The organism is Microcoleus sp. T3_B1 (genome assembly GCF_036700445.1).
In the GTDB taxonomy this organism is placed as follows: domain Bacteria; phylum Cyanobacteriota; class Cyanobacteriia; order Cyanobacteriales; family Microcoleaceae; genus Microcoleus.
In genome coordinates this window covers 12,968-31,098 of the sequence record NZ_JAUBOX010000008.1, presented here as the reverse complement: position 1 = coordinate 31,098, position 18,131 = coordinate 12,968, and the positions used below count along the sequence as shown (strand labels likewise).

Annotated in this window: 21 protein-coding genes and 1 riboswitch; of the genes, 16 read left to right on the top strand and 5 right to left on the bottom strand. The window is 45.3% G+C overall.

What is annotated here, in order from left to right; all coding sequences use genetic code 11:
- The first annotated feature begins 3 nt into the window (after positions 1-3).
- From QT990_RS06975 to QT990_RS06930, 10 genes are all read left to right on the top strand, one after another.
- Positions 4-336: an energy-coupling factor ABC transporter substrate-binding protein gene (locus tag QT990_RS06975; RefSeq protein WP_333144526.1), complete on the top strand. Its 333-nt coding sequence runs from the start codon at positions 4-6 to the stop codon at positions 334-336.
- Positions 333-1,133: a cobalt ECF transporter T component CbiQ gene (gene cbiQ, locus QT990_RS06970; RefSeq protein ID WP_333144525.1), complete on the top strand. Its 801-nt coding sequence runs from the start codon at positions 333-335 to the stop codon at positions 1,131-1,133. Before QT990_RS06975 ends, cbiQ begins: the two co-directional genes overlap by 4 nt.
- Before the next feature lie 308 nt (positions 1,134-1,441).
- On the top strand, positions 1,442-2,362 hold the full coding sequence (locus QT990_RS06965) for a DUF2207 domain-containing protein (RefSeq protein ID WP_333144524.1): 921 nt from the start codon (positions 1,442-1,444) through the stop codon (positions 2,360-2,362).
- Complete coding sequence (locus QT990_RS06960; RefSeq protein ID WP_333465086.1) at positions 2,256-2,513, top strand: hypothetical protein; 258 nt, start codon at positions 2,256-2,258, stop codon at positions 2,511-2,513. Before QT990_RS06965 ends, QT990_RS06960 begins: the two co-directional genes overlap by 107 nt.
- Before the next feature lie 269 nt (positions 2,514-2,782).
- Positions 2,783-3,841, top strand: a complete 1,059-nt coding sequence (locus QT990_RS06955; RefSeq protein WP_333144522.1) for a DUF2207 domain-containing protein — start codon at positions 2,783-2,785, stop codon at positions 3,839-3,841.
- Positions 3,842-4,137: 296 nt separating this feature from the next.
- Positions 4,138-5,550, top strand: a complete 1,413-nt coding sequence (locus QT990_RS06950; protein WP_333144521.1) for an ABC transporter substrate-binding protein — start codon at positions 4,138-4,140, stop codon at positions 5,548-5,550.
- A 248-nt stretch (positions 5,551-5,798) separates the two neighbouring features.
- Complete coding sequence (locus tag QT990_RS06945) at positions 5,799-6,377, top strand: Uma2 family endonuclease (protein ID WP_333144520.1); 579 nt, start codon at positions 5,799-5,801, stop codon at positions 6,375-6,377.
- 38 nt (positions 6,378-6,415) lie between these two features.
- A riboswitch (cobalamin riboswitch) is annotated at positions 6,416-6,560 on the top strand.
- A gap of 97 nt (positions 6,561-6,657) precedes the next feature.
- Positions 6,658-7,158 carry a hypothetical protein gene (locus QT990_RS06940; RefSeq protein ID WP_333144519.1) on the top strand — a complete coding sequence of 167 codons (501 nt, stop codon included), beginning with the start codon at positions 6,658-6,660 and terminating at the stop codon, positions 7,156-7,158.
- A gap of 19 nt (positions 7,159-7,177) precedes the next feature.
- On the top strand, positions 7,178-8,044 hold the full coding sequence (locus QT990_RS06935) for a methyltransferase domain-containing protein (RefSeq protein ID WP_333144518.1): 867 nt from the start codon (positions 7,178-7,180) through the stop codon (positions 8,042-8,044).
- Positions 8,045-8,341: 297 nt separating this feature from the next.
- Positions 8,342-9,220, top strand: coding sequence for an ABC transporter ATP-binding protein (locus tag QT990_RS06930; RefSeq protein ID WP_333465065.1), 879 nt, complete (start codon positions 8,342-8,344; stop codon positions 9,218-9,220).
- A 156-nt stretch (positions 9,221-9,376) separates the two neighbouring features.
- Here QT990_RS06930 and QT990_RS06925 read toward each other — a convergent pair whose 3' ends face one another.
- Positions 9,377-10,078 (bottom strand): diacylglycerol/polyprenol kinase family protein, encoded by a 702-nt coding sequence (locus QT990_RS06925; RefSeq protein ID WP_333465064.1) that lies wholly within the window; start codon positions 10,076-10,078, stop codon positions 9,377-9,379.
- A gap of 170 nt (positions 10,079-10,248) precedes the next feature.
- Between QT990_RS06925 and QT990_RS06920 the strand changes: the two genes are divergently transcribed.
- The 4 genes from QT990_RS06920 (at position 10,249) to QT990_RS06905 (ending at position 11,229) form a co-directional block, all read left to right on the top strand.
- Entirely contained in the window at positions 10,249-10,440 is a 192-nt protein-coding gene (locus tag QT990_RS06920; protein ID WP_333144515.1) for a hypothetical protein, read from the top strand.
- Complete coding sequence (locus QT990_RS06915) at positions 10,415-10,570, top strand: type II toxin-antitoxin system PemK/MazF family toxin (RefSeq protein ID WP_333144514.1); 156 nt, start codon at positions 10,415-10,417, stop codon at positions 10,568-10,570. Before QT990_RS06920 ends, QT990_RS06915 begins: the two co-directional genes overlap by 26 nt.
- 108 nt (positions 10,571-10,678) lie before the next feature.
- Positions 10,679-10,903: a hypothetical protein gene (locus QT990_RS06910; protein ID WP_333147085.1), complete on the top strand. Its 225-nt coding sequence runs from the start codon at positions 10,679-10,681 to the stop codon at positions 10,901-10,903.
- 44 nt (positions 10,904-10,947) lie between these two features.
- Entirely contained in the window at positions 10,948-11,229 is a 282-nt protein-coding gene (locus tag QT990_RS06905) for an antibiotic biosynthesis monooxygenase (protein ID WP_333465063.1), read from the top strand.
- Positions 11,230-11,285: 56 nt separating this feature from the next.
- Here the strand turns inward: QT990_RS06905 and QT990_RS06900 are convergent, their stop codons facing one another.
- The gene (locus QT990_RS06900; RefSeq protein WP_333465062.1) at positions 11,286-12,242 is read right to left on the bottom strand and encodes a glycosyltransferase; all 957 of its coding nucleotides are present in this window, start codon (positions 12,240-12,242) and stop codon (positions 11,286-11,288) included.
- 103 nt (positions 12,243-12,345) lie between these two features.
- Entirely contained in the window at positions 12,346-12,816 is a 471-nt protein-coding gene (locus tag QT990_RS06895) for a tetratricopeptide repeat protein (RefSeq protein WP_333147079.1), read from the bottom strand.
- 207 nt (positions 12,817-13,023) lie between these two features.
- Here QT990_RS06895 and QT990_RS06890 point away from each other — a divergent pair, with 207 nt between their 5' ends.
- Both QT990_RS06890 and QT990_RS06885 read left to right on the top strand, forming a co-directional pair.
- A complete protein-coding gene (locus QT990_RS06890) occupies positions 13,024-14,556 on the top strand; it encodes a glycosyltransferase family 4 protein (RefSeq protein WP_333465085.1) in 1,533 nt (510 codons plus the stop codon).
- Between the two features lie 34 nt (positions 14,557-14,590).
- Positions 14,591-16,513 (top strand): hypothetical protein, encoded by a 1,923-nt coding sequence (locus QT990_RS06885; protein ID WP_333147075.1) that lies wholly within the window; start codon positions 14,591-14,593, stop codon positions 16,511-16,513.
- A gap of 475 nt (positions 16,514-16,988) precedes the next feature.
- Here the strand turns inward: QT990_RS06885 and QT990_RS06880 are convergent, their stop codons facing one another.
- Both QT990_RS06880 and upp read right to left on the bottom strand, forming a co-directional pair.
- A complete protein-coding gene (locus QT990_RS06880; RefSeq protein WP_333147073.1) occupies positions 16,989-17,135 on the bottom strand; it encodes a hypothetical protein in 147 nt (48 codons plus the stop codon).
- Positions 17,136-17,455: 320 nt separating this feature from the next.
- Positions 17,456-18,091: a uracil phosphoribosyltransferase gene (gene upp / locus QT990_RS06875; RefSeq protein ID WP_333147071.1), complete on the bottom strand. Its 636-nt coding sequence runs from the start codon at positions 18,089-18,091 to the stop codon at positions 17,456-17,458.
- Between the last annotated feature and the right edge of the window lie 40 nt (positions 18,092-18,131).

The following is an 18,131-nucleotide window of genomic DNA, read 5'->3' as shown; positions in this document are numbered from 1 at the left end:
GCCGTGAGTCAAAAAACTACAAAAAATCACCAATCTACTTCGCGACAAAATTGGCTGTTGGCTGGCGCTGTGATTGTTCTGGCAGCGTTTCCTCTCGTTTTTGTGCGGGGTGAATATGGCGGTGCCGATGACCAAGCTAAGAAAGCAATTACTGAAATTCAACCGGGTTATAAACCTTGGTTCAATCACTTGTTTGAGCCGGCTAGCAGCGAAATTTCCAGTCTATTGTTTGCGTCTCAAGCGGCGATGGGGGCTGGCGTAGTTGGGTACGTCATTGGGTTGTATAAAGGCCGATCGCAATCTCGGCAGCAGTCTGATCATAAATCGTCGGAATGAACCATCAGATTGATAGTCTGGCTTATACCAATCGCTTGCGGGGGTTGCCGCCAATCCACAAGTTATCCTTTGCGATCGCCCTTTTAATTCTGTCTCTAGTTTCTGGGGCGATCGTCCAATTGTCGATCGGCCTGTGGTTGGCCGTCTGGATCGTCGTCTATGCGGGTATTCCGGGGAAACTGTATTTGCGGTTGTTGTCGCTACCGTTGATGTTTTTGCTGACAAGTTTGCCTGCTTTGGCGATGGGTGCGGTTGCGGGCGATCGTATCCAGGAAATTCAGTGGGATATTTGGCAAGGTTGGGGGATTAGCATCGGCACTTTTTATCTGTATGTGAGCCGCACGGGGATATACCAAGTGAGCTTGCTATTTGCCCGCGCCTTCGCATCGACAAGCTGTATGTACTTCATCCTCTTGACGGTGCCATTTACAGAAATCTTGCAGATTCTCAGACAATTACGCTGTCCAGAGTTAGTCACAGAACTGCTATTACTAATGTATCGGTTTATTTTTAGCTTATTGGCGATCGCCGATGAACTTTGGATAGCCCAAAACTCTCGCTGTGGCTACCGCACTTGGAAACTGGGAATGAACAGTTTAAGCATTTTAATCGGGCAATTGCTTCAGCGAACTTTGGAAAATTACCGTCAAGTTTCGTTGAGTTTAGCGTCGCGCGGCTTTAATGGAGAACTGCGCGTTTGGAATTCTTACCCTTACAAACCTTCACGAAGATATACATTGGAAGCCGTGTTTGGTTGCACGGTTTTAACTTTGTTAAGCGCGGTATTTCAAAGTTGAAAAGAAATTAGGAGACGGCAGTGCCCATAGGTGTCAACTTAAGCTGTCAGCCGGCCAAGTCCGTTAGTCATCCCGTGAGTCCGCCAGGGGTTGAAACCCCTGTCTAATAGCTAAAGTCCTCTGAAGAGGACTCAAGAACTCATCAGTCCTCTTCAGAGGACTTTAGCTTTGAGGCAGGGAATTCATTCCCTGCCGGACTACCGGACGGAAAATATGACTTTTATGAACATAATTAATGAATTTAATGAATTGACTCCACAAGATAAGTGTTGAATAATTGTAGTCAACACTTATCTTGTGGAAATCCTATGATAAATAAACGAATCCTCAAAAAAATATTTTTTTTGTTAATGGCTTCATTAAGCCTATTGTTAGTAACAGTAACTCATTCATCCGCCCAACAAGTACCGTTCTACTGGGAGAATATTAACGTTCTAATCGACGTTCAGACTAACGGAGATATGTTAGTTACAGAAACGCAAAAATATGTGTTTACCGCCGACTACAACACTGAACGATATCGCTATATTCCTTTAGATAAGGTCGATGAAATTAAAGATGTGACCGTTCACGAAAATAATCAAATAATTCCGAGTAGCACGGGGATTGAAAACAATGAACTTTGGATTCGTTGGCAACATCGATTAAAAGCGCCAGAATCACATACTTTTGTCATCAAATATCGCGTGGTAGGCGGATTGCAGCTAGATGGTGAGAATACTCTAGTTTATTGGAAAGCTATTGCAGCGGGTCGAAAAGCGCCGATTAATACTGGAAAAGTTACGGTGAAATTACCCAATGCTTTGTCAGGCAAAGTTCTCTCGTTTATAAATTTTGGTACAGCAGCAGTTCGTCGTCAAATAGATCCTAAAACTTTTGATTTTGTGGCAAGTCAGGCTATTCCACCGGAACAAGAATTAGAAGTGCAGATTGCATTTCCACAGGCGATTTTAAATGTACCTCAAGCTGGTTGGCAACAAAGTGGTAAGCAATCTCAATCTACTTCGGGACAAAGCTCTTTGACAAAACCCACGCTTCCTTCTCCAATGCTTTGGATATTTGGAATAATCATTACTATATTCATGATTAATGGCGGTGGCGGTGGCAGTGGCGGTAGTATCGGTGGTGGTAGTTGGGGTGGTGGTGGTGGTTGGGGTGGTGATGGCGGTGATGGCGGTGGTGGTGATGGCGGTGGTGGTGATGGCGGTGGTGGTGGTGATGGCGGTTAATATCAACGGCCCTGGACGCATCACAAGCAAAGAAACCCGGTTTTTACTGAATCTGTGGGCTGTAACGAAGTATTCTGGCAAAAAACCCGGTTTCCGATCGCCCGCGCGTCCAGAAATATTGTTGATAATTCTCCTATTCTCGTTAGTTTAGCGGGCCGGATTTGAATAAGGGCGATCGCACTTTTTTACAGATTGTACGATCGCTTTTAAATATTGGATGGAAATTTTAGTCACTCATTTTGAGATGAAACGATCGCACTTCATGCACAATCCTATTCCAAATATGACTTTTATGAATATAATTAATGACTTTAATGAATTGACTTCAAAAGAAACCTGTTGAATAATTGTAGTCAACACTTATCTTGTGGAAATCCTATGATAAATAAACGAGTCATAAAAAAAATACTTTTTTTGTTAATGGCTTCATTAAGCCTATTGTTGGTAACAGTGACTCATGCAGTCGCCCAACAACTACCGTTCTACTGGGATAACATCAACGTCACAATCGACGTTCAGACGAACGGAGATATGTTAGTTACAGAAAGCCAAAAATATGTGTTTACAGCCGACTACAACACTGAACGATATCGCTATATTCCTTTAGGTAAGGTCGATGAAATTAAAGATGTCATCGTTCAAGAAAATAATCAAATAATTCCGAGTAGCACGGGGATTGAAAACAATGAACTTTGGATTCGTTGGCAACATCAATTAAAAGCGCCCGAATCACATACTTTTGTCATCAAATATCGCGTGGTAGGCGGATTGCAACTAGATGGTGAGAATACTCTAGTTTATTGGAAAGCCATTGCAGCAGGTCGCAAAGCGCCGATTAATAGCGGAAAAGTTACGGTGAAATTACCAGAAGCTTTGTCAGGGAAAGTTGTATCGTTTACGAATTTTGGTACAGCCGCAGTTCCGCGTCAAGTAGATCCTAAAACATTTGAGTTTGTGGCAAGTCAGCCTATTCCACCCGAACAAGAATTAGAAGTGCAGATTGCATTTCCACAGGCGATTTTAAATGTACCTCAAGCTGGTTGGCAACAAACTGGAAACCAAGGAGGGGAAGGCTCTTTCATAAACAACATAATGGGTGTAATCGGTTTTTTGCTAGTTGGTTTGGTATTGTTTGTAGCCTTAGGGTTTTTTCCGTTGATGATTCTTCTCTTTGTGTGGATTTTCAGCGTCATTATTTACCAAGAAATCAAGAAAGCAATCAATAATCGACGCTGCCCTGAGTGTAAAACGCTTAATCTCAAACGGACTTATCAAGTTTTGATTCGTGCAACTACTCGCACTTCAGGAAAGCAGCGAGTTACCTGCAACTGTGGAAACTGCTCCTACCATAACGAGTACGAAGAAGTAATTCCAATCATTATCATTAGCAATGATGGTGGCGGTGGTGGCGGTGGCGGCGGTGGTGGCGGTGGTGGTGGCGGTGGTGGCGGTGGTGGTGGTGGCGGTGGCGGTGGTTAATATCAACGGGAGTTACGCATCACAATCAAAGAAACCGGGTTTTTACAGAATCTGCGGGTTGTAACCAAGTATTCTCGCAAAAAACCCGGTTTCTGAGCACCCGCGCGTCCAGAAATATTGTTGATAATTCTCGTATTCTCGTTAGTTTAGCGGGTCGGATTTGAATAAGGGCGATCGCACTTCCTGCAACAGCTATTACAAATATGACTTTTATGAACTTAATTAATGAATTATATGAATTGACGTGAACAGTAATTGAATGAATAATGACAGTATCAAAATAAAGAGAAAAAATCATGTATCAAGATACTAACAAAAAAAACAGCCCCCCGCCCATTGTTTTTATTGTTGCCCTCGGCTTAATTGGGTTGGGCGCATACAAGTTTATTCCCGGTTTATTGAAAGCGAAAACTGCAAATACACCTACATCTACATCTACACCGGCAACGATCGCATCGGGAGCGATCGCCAATCGCATCAGTTTAGGAAATCAGATATTGGTGACATCCCAAACAACACCTGACAAACAAGCAGGAGTTCAAGCTTTTTCTGAGGGAAATTACCAAGCGGCAGGCGAATCTTTTGAGAAATCGCTGCAACAAAATCGCAACGACCCGGAAACCCTTATCTATTTGAATAATGCCACAGCAAGCAATGGTTCTTCCTTGAAAATTGCTGTCAGCGTCCCCATTGGTAGCAACCCCAATGTTGCCCAAGAAATCCTCCGGGGTGTTGCCCAAGCTCAGGATGAAATCAATACTAGCGGTGGCATCAATGGCGCAAAACTGCAAGTAGAAATTGTCAACGATGACAATAGTCCAGAAGTGGTCAGAGAAGTTGCAAGGACATTGACAAAAGATTCGAGTATACTGGCAGTAATTGGACACAATGCTAGCAACGCATCTCTCGAAGCTGCTCCGATCTATCAGCAAGAAAAACTGGTAATGGTGACACCGACGAGCTTTGCCAATAATCTATCAGGATTTGGCAGCTACATCTTTCGCACAGTACCCAATATTAGCTTAATGGCTGCTCCATTAGCAGAATATGCAGTTAAAACAGCCGGCAAAACTAATATTGCCATTTGTTATGACTCCCAAGCACCGGATAACATATCATTTAAAGATGAATTTGTGGCAGATATTACTGCTGCTGGAGGCAAATTAGTTCCTACTGTTTGCGACTTTTCGTTACCCTCTTTTAATCCCGAAAGTGCGATCGCCGATGCTGTCAGCAAAGGTGCACAAGGATTGATGGTAGCGCCCCACATCGATCGCATTGACCGTGCGATTTCTCTGGCTCGCAGCAATCGAGGCAAATTGCCACTCTACGGCAGCACTACGCTCTACACCTTTCAAACTTTAAAAGACGGACAAAAAGACGTTGACGGGCTTGTTTTGCCCGTTCCCTGGCATCCTGAAACTAATCCCGGTAGCCGTTTCCCAGAAAATGCCCGCCAGCGTTGGGGAGGCATTGTGAATTGGCGAACAGCAACGAGTTTTGACGCGACTCAAGCTGTGATCGCTGGCTTGCGGCAAAGCAATACGCGGGAAGGATTGCAACAAGCACTCAGAAATGCGAGTTTTTCGACAGCAGGATCAAGCGAGGATGTGAAGTTTTTGCCCACGGGCGATCGGGCTGGTAAGCCGATTTTAGTGCAAGTTAAACAAGGAGGAAGCACTGGCTATAACTTTGTCCCGCTGCGGTAAGTTTGTTAAGTGCGATCGCGCGGGCGGGCTCTTCGGCCCAACCCCTACTCCCCACAAGAAAATTCAATCTTTGTGGAACAGGCATCTTGCCTGTTCTTGATGCCAAACTCACGCCCTACAAAAAAATTCCCTCTTTGTGGAACAGGCATCTTGCCTGTTTCTTAGCATGATTAAAATCTACTTTTCTGTTGAATTAGCCAAATTTTTAAGATAAAATGAAATGAGTAGATTAAAGGAGAGCGTTGTGTATGATCGCGCAAGTTGAAACCAAAACCTACACCGCTGAGGAATATCTAGAATTGGAAATCAATTCTCAGGATCGGCATGAATTTATCAATGGGGAGATTGTTCTGATGGCTGGCGGCACACCGGATCACAATGAAATTACCACTAATTTAGTTGTTGCGCTGAAACTGGCGTTAAAAGGGAAACCATATCGGACTTTTAGTTCGGATCAGCGGCTTTGGGTTCCGCAGCTTAATAATTATACTTACCCGGATGTGATGGTGGTAGCGCGCCCGATCGAGCTGCAATCTGGACGGACGGATACAATTACCAATCCGCTGCTAATTGCTGAGGTGCTGTCTAAAGGTACCAAAGCTTATGACCGCGATGAAAAGTTTGCTGCCTATCGCAGTATTCCTAGTTTTCAGGAATATTTATTGATCGATCAATATCGGCTACAGGTCGAGCAATATTCTAAAACTGATGCGAATAAGTGGATTTTTTCGGAATATAGCTGTATGGGCGATCGGCTGAGTTTAACATCTGTTGCTGTGGAAATTTCGCTGACCGATTTGTATGAAAATATTGAGTTTGGTGAATAGGCGGACGCTTTTTTGTCAAATCTCCCAAATAGTGGTAATATCCCCGTATATCGATCGGCTCTGATGGAGAACAGCCATCAGACGTAAGGGGGAAAGTTCGGTGCGAATCCGGCGCTGTCCCGCAACTGTAATGAGATCATTGCATCTCTGAGTCAGGATGCCCGCCGATTTGTTTACAATCATGTTTTTCATCTGCGAGGTATGGATGATGGTGAGTTTATTATTTTTTTTATTATGGGATTGGGTTTTTTTAACCGCAGATATCAGCAGATAAACACAGATGAACGCTGATATAATTCGCTCTGGGTTCGGAAGCGTATCTTATTTTAATGGAAAAGAAATGCGAATCGAAGATAGTGTTTGGCAGGGTAGTTTTGGCTACTGGCAAAACTTGTTTATTCACCAGAATATTTTGCAGATCGGACATACTGCTTGGAATGGCTTTTTGCATCAAGGACGAGGCTTGGTTGCGTGCAAAATCAATACTCCCATTAACGGTTCTGTGAATTGGAGCGTAGATACTATCAAGTACGATCTGCAATTTATTTCCGACTTGGAGGCAACCGTTTATTTGCAACAACTAGAAATAGAGGAGAACACTGTTTCAAATCTGCTCTCTATCATTGATAGCTACGAACCCAAGACAGCAATTATATTTTTGTCGATCGCCAACGGTCAGATTGATATCAATTTGTTGCAAAACTTGGCAATTTCTCCTGTTGAGTGCTATGAACAAGTATGCAAGCGCTGGGAAGAATTTCAACTCTGCCCGAAATCCTAAAACTTACTAAATTTTCCGAATGCCGCAGCCAAAATCAATCGAAATTTCCAAGGTAACTCGCTACCAAAATGCAGCGCTTAATTACTATTTGGGCCTGACAGATTCGCCCTACCTTCACTATGGCTATTGGGAAACTCTACCTGTGCCCGCTGACGAACTAACGATCGCACGATTGCGCCTCGCTCAGCAAGCTTATACTGTAAAACTGTTAGATGCGATCCCCAAAGGCACTCATACGATACTCGATGTGGGTTGCGGGATTGGCGGAAATGCGGCTTATTTGCTCGATCGAGGTTTTGCAGTCGAAGGGCTCGCACCCGATCCGTTCCAACAACAGCGCTTTCTTAAGTGTACGGGCGATCGGGCAATCTTCCACCTCACGAGGTTTGAAGACTTCAAAGCAACCCATTTCTACGATCTTATTCTCTTTAGCGAAAGTAGCCAGTATATGTCGGCTGTTGATATTGCTAACGGTGCCGCCAACATCCTCAATCCCGGCGGTTATGTTTTGCTGGCTGATATGCTGCGATCTGATGCTAATTATAAAGAGGGAATGTTCTCTAATTGTCATGTTGTTACGGAACTTCATGCAGCATTAAAGCAGGCTGGATTCACTTTAGTAAAAAGTGAGGATATTTCCGCCCATATTTTGCCAACAATCGATTTGTATGTCGATACTTTCCGCAGATATGGACTGAATACAATGCTCTATGTTGCAGATTTAATTGCGATCACAGTTCCGCCAGTCCACAAATTCCTGCGCTGGATATTTCGTCGCTGGTTCAAGAAGCTGGTGGTTGAAGGATTGGAGGCAGGCCAACTTTTTGAGCAACATCTCTGTTATGAAATGCAACTTTGGCAGCTACTAGAACCAGATAAACGCTGATACAAACTAACCCTCATAAGTTTGTAGTGAGGATGAAGAGTCCTTTCTTAATCAGGACTAAAGTCCTTACTACGAACCAATTTTATTATGGTAATCCACCGACTACGCTCTAAAAAATAATAAATAATATCAAATCCGGTAGCATCGGAATTAATGTTACCCACAGTCAGGACACGGCAGTGCCATGTCCCTACAATTAATCCCGGTAGGGAAACGGCACTCCCGTGTCCGACATATCATAAAAAGTGCAACCGGAATTGATATAACCAATAACAAATAACCAATAACCAATAACCAATGCCCAATGCCCAATGCCCAATGCCCAATGCCCAATGCCCAATTCTAGAATTCGATCGCACTTCCTACTCCTATCCCTGCGGTTCGCGAGTGGCAATTCAGGGTTTAAATCTCAAAGTCCCCGCTGGGAAACGCTGCGGGCTGATCGGTCAAAATGGCTGTGGCAAAACAACCTTTTTTCTGTTAGCAAATGGCTTATATCAACCGCAACAGGGAATCATTCGCTGGGAAGGTGAACCCTTTCGCTACGATCGCAAATCTTTGATGCAACTGCGCCAACAAATCGGACTTGTCTTTCAAAATCCCGAACATCAATTAGTAGCTTCGACGGTAGAAGAAGATATTTCCTATGGATTGTACAATTTAGGCTTGAGAGAATCCGAAATTGCTCAACAGGTACAGCAGGCGATCGAGCAATTCGATCTAAGCGAACTCGCCCGCGAACCAATTCACAATCTCAGTTTGGGCCAGAAAAAGCGGGTTTCCATCGCCGATATCATGATTCTCAAGCCCAAACTACTCCTGCTAGATGAACCTACCGCCTATCTCGATCCGCGTCACACCCGACAACTGATCGGTTTACTTCAACAAATTCACGGCGCCGGAACCACTATTCTTTTAGCAAGTCACGACCTCGATTTCATCTACCGCTGGGCTGATTGGGTGTTTGTAATGGATCGAGGAAAATTGATTTTAGAAGGAACACCGGAAAGCGTTTTTGCTCAGCGGGATGTCTTGGAACAATTGCAGCTTGGCGTACCGCTGGCGATCGAGCTGATGGAGCAAATAAGGGCGATGTTTCCCACAGACGATCGCTCAAAAATCCCCGCTTTCGAGCAATGGCAACAACAAATTTTACAAGCACGTCGGCTGCTTTAACGGAACTTAGACAATTGATAATTGGCGTTGCTGATTCACGGTATGAATTACCTTTGAATGGAAGTTACAAAACTCACCATACTTGCTTTATAGCAATTGCGAAATCTTGAATTCCTACCTGTCCCCAGCAACGCCGCCCGTGGGGGGAAGTTCAGATTACACATTACCAATCATCAAAAATTGATTTAGGAAAAAGGCGATCGCCCCACTGCCGATCGGTACAGTGAGATTGTCAATTCCCAGCTTGGAAACCGACTCCAAAGTAGCAGCAACTAAAGCTACAACAGCAGACACAGCCCAAGTTTGCCAAATATTGCCTTGAACCGCCAGCAAAATCAAACTGCTAACAGCAAAACTCACCAAATACATAGTTGCAGAACCTTCCCAACTCTTCTGAATTCCCCCAACTCGATAAATATGTTTGCCGTATTTCTGGCCGATGACAGCAGCCAATCCGTCGCCCCAAGTCATGACTAAAATGCCCAAAGCAGCGTACTCCTGATGTTGCAGCGGCCAAAACCAAGCTACAAGAACGCTGATACTAACAGCATAGAAAAAAGTCCCCAAACTCTTGCGGTTGATACTGTTAAGACTGGGCAAAATCGGAACTTGGTAAGAAATTAGGGCGATCGCACCTGCTAAAATTCCCGCCGAAATCCCCACCCAACCGGGTATTTCCAGCCACCACGCCAGCAAAATCACATTTCCACTACCCATGTGCACCACCTTCCGCGATACTTCAGGATCGACAGAAGTAAAGCGATTTAACCCTTCAGCTACCAGTAAAATCAAGCCCAGCCAGACTCCCACGAGGGAAATTTGCAGCCACACAGTCGGAATTTCAGAAAATATAGACACGATATTTAGGCAAAACTTAGATCGGGCACTGTTTACTACTTTAGTGGAAAGCGCGATCGATGTTAGAACCCCGCAGCCTTAAAGTGCTGCGGGGAGCTGGCTGTTATGTTTTTTGAGGTTGGTCTACTTAAAACCTGTGCTATGCTATAAGCAAGTCTAGGGAAAAAGCTATGACTATTTTAGTAGAAGAACTTTTGAATACCTTTGAGCGATTAACAGACTCAGAGCGGTTAGATTTGGTATTGGAAATTTTGAAACGGACTGTTTATTTAGACTTCCCGCCCCTATCTGATGACGATTTAGTTCTCAATGCTGAGGGACTTTTTCTAGAGCTAGATGAGGAAGAATCCGTATATGAATAGTCCAGAGCGTGGTGAAATCTGGTTAGTCGATCTAGGTTATACTGCGAAAGTTAGACCATGTTTGGTCGTGAGTATTCCTGCTCTAAATCAAGACCGGGCATTAGCGACTCTAGGAATGAGAATTAAATAACTTCCACAAGATTGTGGGATGGGCGTCCCGCCCGTCCAAAAAGGACGGGCGGGACGCCCATCCCACAATAACAATTAAAATTGTAAGTTATTTAATTCGCGATCCCTAGTGCCACATACAACAAGTCTAAGCGGTTCAAGATTTGAGGCGAAAGTCAAAAATAAGTTCCTCCGAGAAGGAGTATTTGACGTACAAAATATGATTACAATTCCTCATGCAAAGCTTCTACGCAAATTGGGAAGTCTGACATCCGAGAAAATGCTCGAAGTAGAACAGGTAATACTTTTGTGGTTGGGATTTAAAGAGGAAAATGCTGAGGGAGAGGAGGAGTAAACCGAACCATTGAAGTTTTGAAATTATCAGAGAAGCTGATTACTATGCAGTATGTCTTAATTATTCATGAAGTAGAAAAATATGAAGCTTGGAAAAAGGTATTTGATCGTGCTGAAAGCATCCGAAAAGAAGCGGGCGAGCGTTCGTATCAAGTCTTGAAGTATGAAAATGAACCCAACAAAATCGTTCATTTCTCCGCGTGGACATCAATCGCAGATGCTAGGGCGTTTTTTGAGTCGCCTAGACTGGTTAAAATTAGAGAAGAAGCGGGAGTTAAAGCTCCTGAGTTTATCTATCTAGACCAATTAGAGTCAGGAGTATTGTGAAAGTAATCAGACTTGGCGGTTGAAACGGCCGGTTATTCTGTGGAAATCCTACGCCTTTACAACTCCCGTTTCAACAACTCCCGCACGAACTCAAACGCCCTTGGACGCAACTCGACGGGCAGCAACGACAATCCCAAACCCGCCCACATTTTCGCCGCAGAAACCGACTTTCCAGCCCGCACCATCAGGCGCCCTTTTGCCGTTTCACCCACCTCAATCAGCCGCAAACCTAGCGCTAATTGAGTTTCTGCAATCCTTTGGAGCCTGACTTTCTCCAACTTCTCGGAATCAAATTCATAGCCGAGCAAATAGCGCAATTTATCGCTTAAATACGGAATTGCCCGATCGACTCCTTGCTGTCCTGCATGAACTCGATACTCCATCAACAGCTCCGGCAAGTAATAGCACTTTTTGCCAGCAATCGCAAGTCTCACAAACAAATCGTTATCTTCGCAATTTTGCAAATTCGGCCGCAGAAATCCAACTTCTTCCAGGGCGCGGCGCCGAAACAGAGTCGCCCCTATTTGCAAACTTTGTCTGAGAAAAACAGCAGATAGCAAATCTTCAATAATTCCAGCCGATAACTCGGTGCGGCCCCACCGCTGCGAATTCAGTTTCGTCTGGTTTTCATCAATATAATTGTTCATGTCGATCACCCAGTGATCGGTACTGACAAAATCAATGCTGGAGTCTTTATCTAAAATAGCAGATGTCCGCTCTAAAAATTGCGCGCTCAGGCGATCGTCATCGTCAAACTTGATAAAATATTCGCCCCTTGCCGCCGCAAAGCCCGATCGCATATTATTACTCTTGCCGATATTCTGCGGGTGGCGAATGTAGCGAATCCCGCGATCGACAAATTCCGACATCAATAGTGGAGTGCTGTCAGTAGAACCGTCATCACAGATAATTAATTCAAAATCTGTATAAGTTTGAGCTAAGACGCTGGCGATCGCACAAGCCAGCAGATGCACTCGATTGTAAGTAGGAATGCAAACACTAATTTTCGGCACTACGACTATTTTCAATTTTAGATTGTGGAAAAAATTCGCAATTGAGTCCAGGAAAATAAACCACCCATGCCCAATTCCCTGTTTGGCCAATTCCCAATGTATTTTAACTCAAACGAGCCGTACATTCGAGAATTAACTTTTGATTCACCAAAGCAAACGGTTGAATTTCCAAAGCGCGGCGAAAAGCTTGAATAGCATTTAGGTATTCTCCCAAGGCAGCGTAGCACAAACCCAGACCGTGCAACGCCCCAAAATGCACCGGGTTCAGTTTGAGGACGATTTCGCAGTCGTGGATCGACTTTTTATAATTTCCTTGGGTATAGTGAAGTACGGCGCGTCGGTTCCAAGCTTCCGCAAAATCCGGCGCTTCCGCAATCAGATTCGTCAGCAAATCCAAAGCGTGGTGAACATCGCCTGCATCTAACGAAACTTGCGATCGCCTGAGAATTTGCATTCCATAGTCACCTTTCTGGTTAAACCAAGTGTGCCAGAGTTCTGTAGTTGCCCGATCGCGCACGCTTTGGTCGGGCTTTTTCAAGTCTTCGAGCAGCGCCTTAAGAGATAATTCGTCCATAGGTGCGAAGATTGTTAAAAAGATTTTATCAATCAATTTTATCGCGCAAGCGGCAACTTTATTTATTCCACATCTTGCACCATTCTCGCTTAACAGGCTTTTCGGCCTGTTCCACAAGAAAATTCACTCTTTGTGGAACAGGCCGAAAAGCCTGTTCCTAAACAAGTAATTGAGAATGGTGCAACATCTCAGTTTATCCCACATCCCATGAAGATTTTGATGCTTTCCTCGACTTTTCCCTATCCGCCCAGCCGCGGAGGAACTCAGGTAAGGACGTTTAATTTATTACAATACTTGAGCCGGCGGCATGATGTAATTCTCGGCACTGTACGATCGCCCGATGTCACCGAGGCACAAATCGACGCATTGCGCCAGCAAGTTACAGAATTAGCAGTTTTTCCCAACCCGCGATTACCCCCCCAACCCCCCCTTATTAAGGGGGGGCTAAGACTCGATCCAGAACCCGATGGGGATTTTTTGCCTCCCCCCCTTAACCAGGCATGGCTGTTTCATTCTCACCAAAAACATGAATTTTGTAGGGGTAGTGCCTCCGTGCCTACCCCCGACCTAGACGATTCGATCGGCAGATCCGACCAAGAGGGCCGGCACGGGGGCACGGCCCCTACGGATAATGAAACAGCCCTGCTTAACCAGGGGGAGGGCTTCTTGCCTCCCCCCCTTAATAAGGGGGGGACTGAGGGGGGGTTCTCTGAAATAATAGGAAAATTCCACAGATTCGGTCGATTTTTGTTGTCCGGGACGCCTCCGAACGTACTCTCAAGCTACTCCCAAGCAATGCAGAATTGGGCAGACGAATTGGTAACAGCAGGCAAATGCGATGCTGTCACCTGCGAGCACAGCGTTAACGAGATTTACGTGCGTCCAGAATGGCGGCAAAAACTGCTGACAGTGGCAAACATTCACAGTTCCGTTTGGGGAACTTGCAGGGAAATGTTAGCAACCGGCACCTCGGAAAAACCCCTGCGCGATCGACTAAATTTACCCCTACTCGCCCGCTACGAAAAACGCTACTGTTCCAAATTCTCCCGGATTGTTGCGACAACATCCACAGACAGAGAGCAACTCCTAGAATTGCTGTCGCCTCGGGTACAAGTGCGAGGAAAACAAGATTTTTTTGTACCTCCCATTGATGTAATTCCTAACGGCGTGGATTTGACCGAATTTCCCTACCGATCGATCGATCCGGGAGGACACACCTTAATTTTTGCAGGCGCAATGAATAATTTGCCCAATATTGACGCGGCGCGGTTTCTCAGTTTGCAAATACTGCCGCCTTTGCAGCAGCGCTATCCCGATGCTACCCTCACCTTAGTAGGGGCTTCGCCAGTCCCGGAAGTGCTCGCATTGGGGAAACTTCCCGGAATTCAAGTAGTAGGCCGGGTGCAAAGGGTGGCAGAATATTTGCATCAAGCTGCTGTTTGTGTGGTGCCGATGCGGATTGGTTTTGGGATTAAAAATAAAACTTTGGAGGCGATGGCTGCGGGAACTCCCGTGGTTGCTAGCGATCGAGGTTTGGAGGGTTTAGCCGTCGATGGCGGCCCACAACCGAGAAGGGCCTTGCGGGCGAACAAAGTTCAGGAGTATGTTGAGACGATCGCCAGTTTGTTTGAAAATCAGCAACTAAGACAAGAGCTCTCTGTCAACGCTCGATCGCTCGTGGAAAGCCAATACACTTGGGATATCATAGGTCGGCAGTACGATCGGCTATTGCAATTTTAAACTCTAAATTCTAAAATCTAAATTCTAAAATGGCATGATGGAACACAAAATTAACCCCTCAAAAAATCGAGCCAAACCCCCAGAAACTCGCCAAGTTGCTCCTCCTCCGACAAGACGGCGGCGCCAAACCCGACGCCCCAAAAATCTTCAAGAGTCCCAGCTTCCAATACCTACTCCCCGAACTCGCGCCAGATATCCCTGGAAAAGACTGATAGCTAATTTGACAGCCCTCAGCATCTTGGGTGGCTGTACAGCTTTGATGGGAGGCGGCGCTTGGCTGAGTTATCAGCTAATTGTCGATCCCAATGGCAACAGGTTGATCTCTCAGTTTGTGCCGGAATGGTCGCGCCTGCCTACAGGTAGCAGAGATTCGATCCAAACTCTCGATCAAATCAAAGCCAGCGTCCGCAAATTGGGATTCGTAACCGGAGAACCCCTGCCGCTTCCCGTCGATCAATCCCGCGATAATTCTATTTCCGATTTGCTATTGCCGGTGATGGTAGAAAGAACTGTTAAGGCTTCTACTGTTTGCAAAAATCCTTGCCGTCAAATTGTCGAACTTCGGGTGTACAAGCGAGTGCAACTTCCCGATCGCAGTTCCGATAAAGAGCAGTATTTTCAGTTAGCAAGTTCTGTGAATGTAGAAGGCCCTGCGGAATCTTTTGTCATTGCTTCTTTAGCTGACTCTACATCTGACAATCAAGCCTCGAATCAGTCGTTACCCCTAACAGAACTGCGCCGCTTTGACGGAAAGCCCCCCGCATCAGGCATTTGGTTTAATGTTAGCGGTAAACTAATGCGGGGCGACAGGAAAATTCCCTACGGACAAGTCGTTCGCTACAACCCCAGCCAAAATCATTTAATGCCGCTGTTGGAGTGGGCGAGTGCGGCCGGACAACCGCCGAATTGGCAGCAAATTGTTAAGGGCGAAAACCCCCAGTTGGCGATCGACCAAACAGTTGGTTTAGAGCCACAATTTACCCTTTATCAAATTGGCCCGCGCAAATTTTTGCCGAACCCCGTTCAGTTAACGGCGATTTCTTTAGAAGAAATTGCTTTCAATGACGAGACTTACAAAAATGGGCTGCGACTCGCGAAAAGCGGGCTGTGGTCTCCAGCATTAAATGTTATGCGTGTGGCGAAGGGGAAAGCTGGCAAAAATTGGCCAGCAGTCGCGCAAGCTCAGCTAGAAACGATCGAATTTCACGCTAAAATTACTCGGGCTCAGGCGATCGCATCTTGGGCCAGTCCCGGTCAACAAGTTCTCGCAGAATTGATCGACGGCCGCTGGACTGAAGCTTTGCAAGTATTTGAAGCCGATCCGAGTAACAGTCACGAAATTGCCACCACCCTCAAAAATGACGGCGGGCGGATCTGGAACCGCATAGACGCCGCCTTGAGAGTGAATGCCGCTGACGCCGATGTCAAGGCTTGGGGCGCGCTGATTGTAGCTTCTCAAGACGGAACTCGCGAGGCGATGAATTGGCTCGACCAGCAATCAGATACTGACAGCGAAACCAGAAGTCGAATTCGGAATTTGGTCAACAAACTTGAGGAAGCAGTTTCTCAGGCTGAAAATCTAGAAGACCACAAAAGTCAAATTATGGGTTCTGCTACTTTAATTAACAGTGTCAATCCCGCTGAGTGGCTGGAACCAGAACCGAACAATGAGTTAAAATTGGCGGGAGAACAAGTTTGGTATCAGGTGCAGGTAGCGAGTTTTTACGACGGTAGCCGCTGGGTTAATTCGCCTTTTTCAGATGTAGAAGTGCGCTCTTTTCCTGCTACTCAAGTCAAGTGGCTGTGGGGGCGGCTGGGATTGCAGGCTGACCCCAAGATTAAGATTGAGGTAGCGATGGCTAACGGTCAACAAAGAGTTGCTGTGGGAACGGTGAAAGCAGTGCAGGTTCAAGATGGAAGTCTGCGCTTGCTGGCGGCGGTTGACAAGCGATCGTAATCTGGCAGAAAGCCTTCGGCATATAGAACAGTCCCGGAGGCACTCTTGATATCAAATCCGGCTGCGCCGGAATGAGATCAAATCCGCGCTTCATCGTCGGGCGTAAAGTCGAATGAAGCTGCCAACAAATATCAACGCAATTTTCAGTTTTTTGACTCACAGTCAACAGTTAACAGTCAACAGTCAACCATCATGAGGAGTGCAACCGGAATCGATATGACACAAAGAAACCGGGTTTTTTTACCATTTCTGCCGATTGCAACAGAAGTATTTTCGTAAAAAAACCCGGCTTCCTTCCATCTGTACGTCCAAAACTAGGAAAAAGGAAAATTCTTTCTTTTGCGCCTCCGGTAACTCCGAAAGCAGCGCAATCTCAAAACTCTTCCCCTCCCCACTTATCGCTCTCGGACAAGAATGCACACAAAAATTTTGTTAATCTAATTAACACCACTGGCGCACAAAAAACCCAGAGATGTCAAATCGCGCCCTTTTTAGAGAGTGCTGCAATCATCTGCCGTTTCACGGCCTTAGCCCAAAGCTCAAACTCCAAACTGTTGATATTCTGAATTTTCACTTCCTCAACAGAGTGAGTTGGGGCTTCTTTCTGTGCTGTAGTCTCCATTCTTTTTTCCTCGTCCAAGAATTGTTAGTAGTCGATCGCAAACGGTTAGGATCATACATCTATTTTATGAACTAACCGTTTGCGATTAATTACACTAAAGGCAGAGATTTTCCCCATAAGATGCAGTAAATACATTGAGATAATGCGATTTAGGAATTTAATGTAAAAAAATCGTACAAGCCTTGCTATATATAGGCTTTTCCTGACATTAAAATCTTACAATTTACATTGTATGGCACTATCAAACCAAGAGTTATGTTAGTAAACTTTTTTTTAAATGAATGTATTGACATATACAGCAGAAAACAATTTTATTGAATTCACATAGTGCCGTAAAGTCGATCGCCCGCATCTCCCAGTCCGGGTACAATATAGCCATGCTCGTCCAAACACTCGTCAACTGCCGCCGTATAAATCTGCACGTCAGGGTGTTGTTCGTGAAAGTGCCCCACTCCCTCCGGTGCCGCCAGCAAGCACAAAAATTTAATAGACTTCGGATTAACTTCTTTCAGCCTATCCACTGCCGCCACTGCTGAATTACCAGTAGCCAGCATCGGATCGACAATTAAAACATCTCGCTGTTCGATATCCTGGGGAACTTTGAAATAATATTCGATCGCCATCCGAGTTGTCGGATCGCGGTACAAACCAATATGTCCTACCCTCGCAGACGGAATCAGCTCTAAAATACTATCTAACAGTCCCTGACCCGCGCGCATAATCGAAATAATAACAATTTTCTTTTCTGCAGCCAGCACCGGTGCATTCATTTTGGCGATCGGCGTTTCTATTAGTTCGTATTTTAGCGGCAAATCTCGCGTCACTTCATAGGCGAGCAGCATTCCAATCTCTTTCAGCAATTGGCGAAATTTCGCCGTGCTCGTTTGAGTTTGCCGCATTAGAGTTAACTTGTGCTGTATCAAAGGATGGTCGATGACAGTAACTTTAGCACTCATTTTTTTGAATAATTAATTGGCTTTATTCTAACTTATCAGC

Bases quoted from the DNA above. Each gene is read 5' to 3' on its own strand.
- cbiQ (WP_333144525.1), top strand. From the start codon at position 333: ATGAACCATCAGATTGATAGTCTGGCTTATACCAATCGCTTGCGGGGG.
- QT990_RS06945 (WP_333144520.1), top strand. From the start codon at position 5,799: ATGATCGCGCAAGTTGAAACCAAAACCTACACCGCTGAGGAATATCTA.
- QT990_RS06905 (WP_333465063.1), top strand. From the start codon at position 10,948: ATGCAGTATGTCTTAATTATTCATGAAGTAGAAAAATATGAAGCTTGG.
- QT990_RS06930 (WP_333465065.1), top strand. From the start codon at position 8,342: ATGCCCAATGCCCAATGCCCAATGCCCAATGCCCAATGCCCAATTCTA.
- QT990_RS06880 (WP_333147073.1), bottom strand. From the start codon at position 17,135: ATGGAGACTACAGCACAGAAAGAAGCCCCAACTCACTCTGTTGAGGAA.
- QT990_RS06965 (WP_333144524.1), top strand. From the start codon at position 1,442: ATGATAAATAAACGAATCCTCAAAAAAATATTTTTTTTGTTAATGGCT.
- upp (WP_333147071.1), bottom strand. From the start codon at position 18,091: ATGAGTGCTAAAGTTACTGTCATCGACCATCCTTTGATACAGCACAAG.
- QT990_RS06895 (WP_333147079.1), bottom strand. From the start codon at position 12,816: ATGGACGAATTATCTCTTAAGGCGCTGCTCGAAGACTTGAAAAAGCCC.
- QT990_RS06890 (WP_333465085.1), top strand. From the start codon at position 13,024: ATGAAGATTTTGATGCTTTCCTCGACTTTTCCCTATCCGCCCAGCCGC.
- QT990_RS06955 (WP_333144522.1), top strand. From the start codon at position 2,783: ATGGCTTCATTAAGCCTATTGTTGGTAACAGTGACTCATGCAGTCGCC.
- QT990_RS06885 (WP_333147075.1), top strand. From the start codon at position 14,591: ATGATGGAACACAAAATTAACCCCTCAAAAAATCGAGCCAAACCCCCA.
- QT990_RS06940 (WP_333144519.1), top strand. From the start codon at position 6,658: ATGAACGCTGATATAATTCGCTCTGGGTTCGGAAGCGTATCTTATTTT.
- QT990_RS06915 (WP_333144514.1), top strand. From the start codon at position 10,415: ATGAGGAAGAATCCGTATATGAATAGTCCAGAGCGTGGTGAAATCTGG.
- QT990_RS06920 (WP_333144515.1), top strand. From the start codon at position 10,249: ATGACTATTTTAGTAGAAGAACTTTTGAATACCTTTGAGCGATTAACA.
- QT990_RS06950 (WP_333144521.1), top strand. From the start codon at position 4,138: ATGTATCAAGATACTAACAAAAAAAACAGCCCCCCGCCCATTGTTTTT.
- QT990_RS06935 (WP_333144518.1), top strand. From the start codon at position 7,178: ATGCCGCAGCCAAAATCAATCGAAATTTCCAAGGTAACTCGCTACCAA.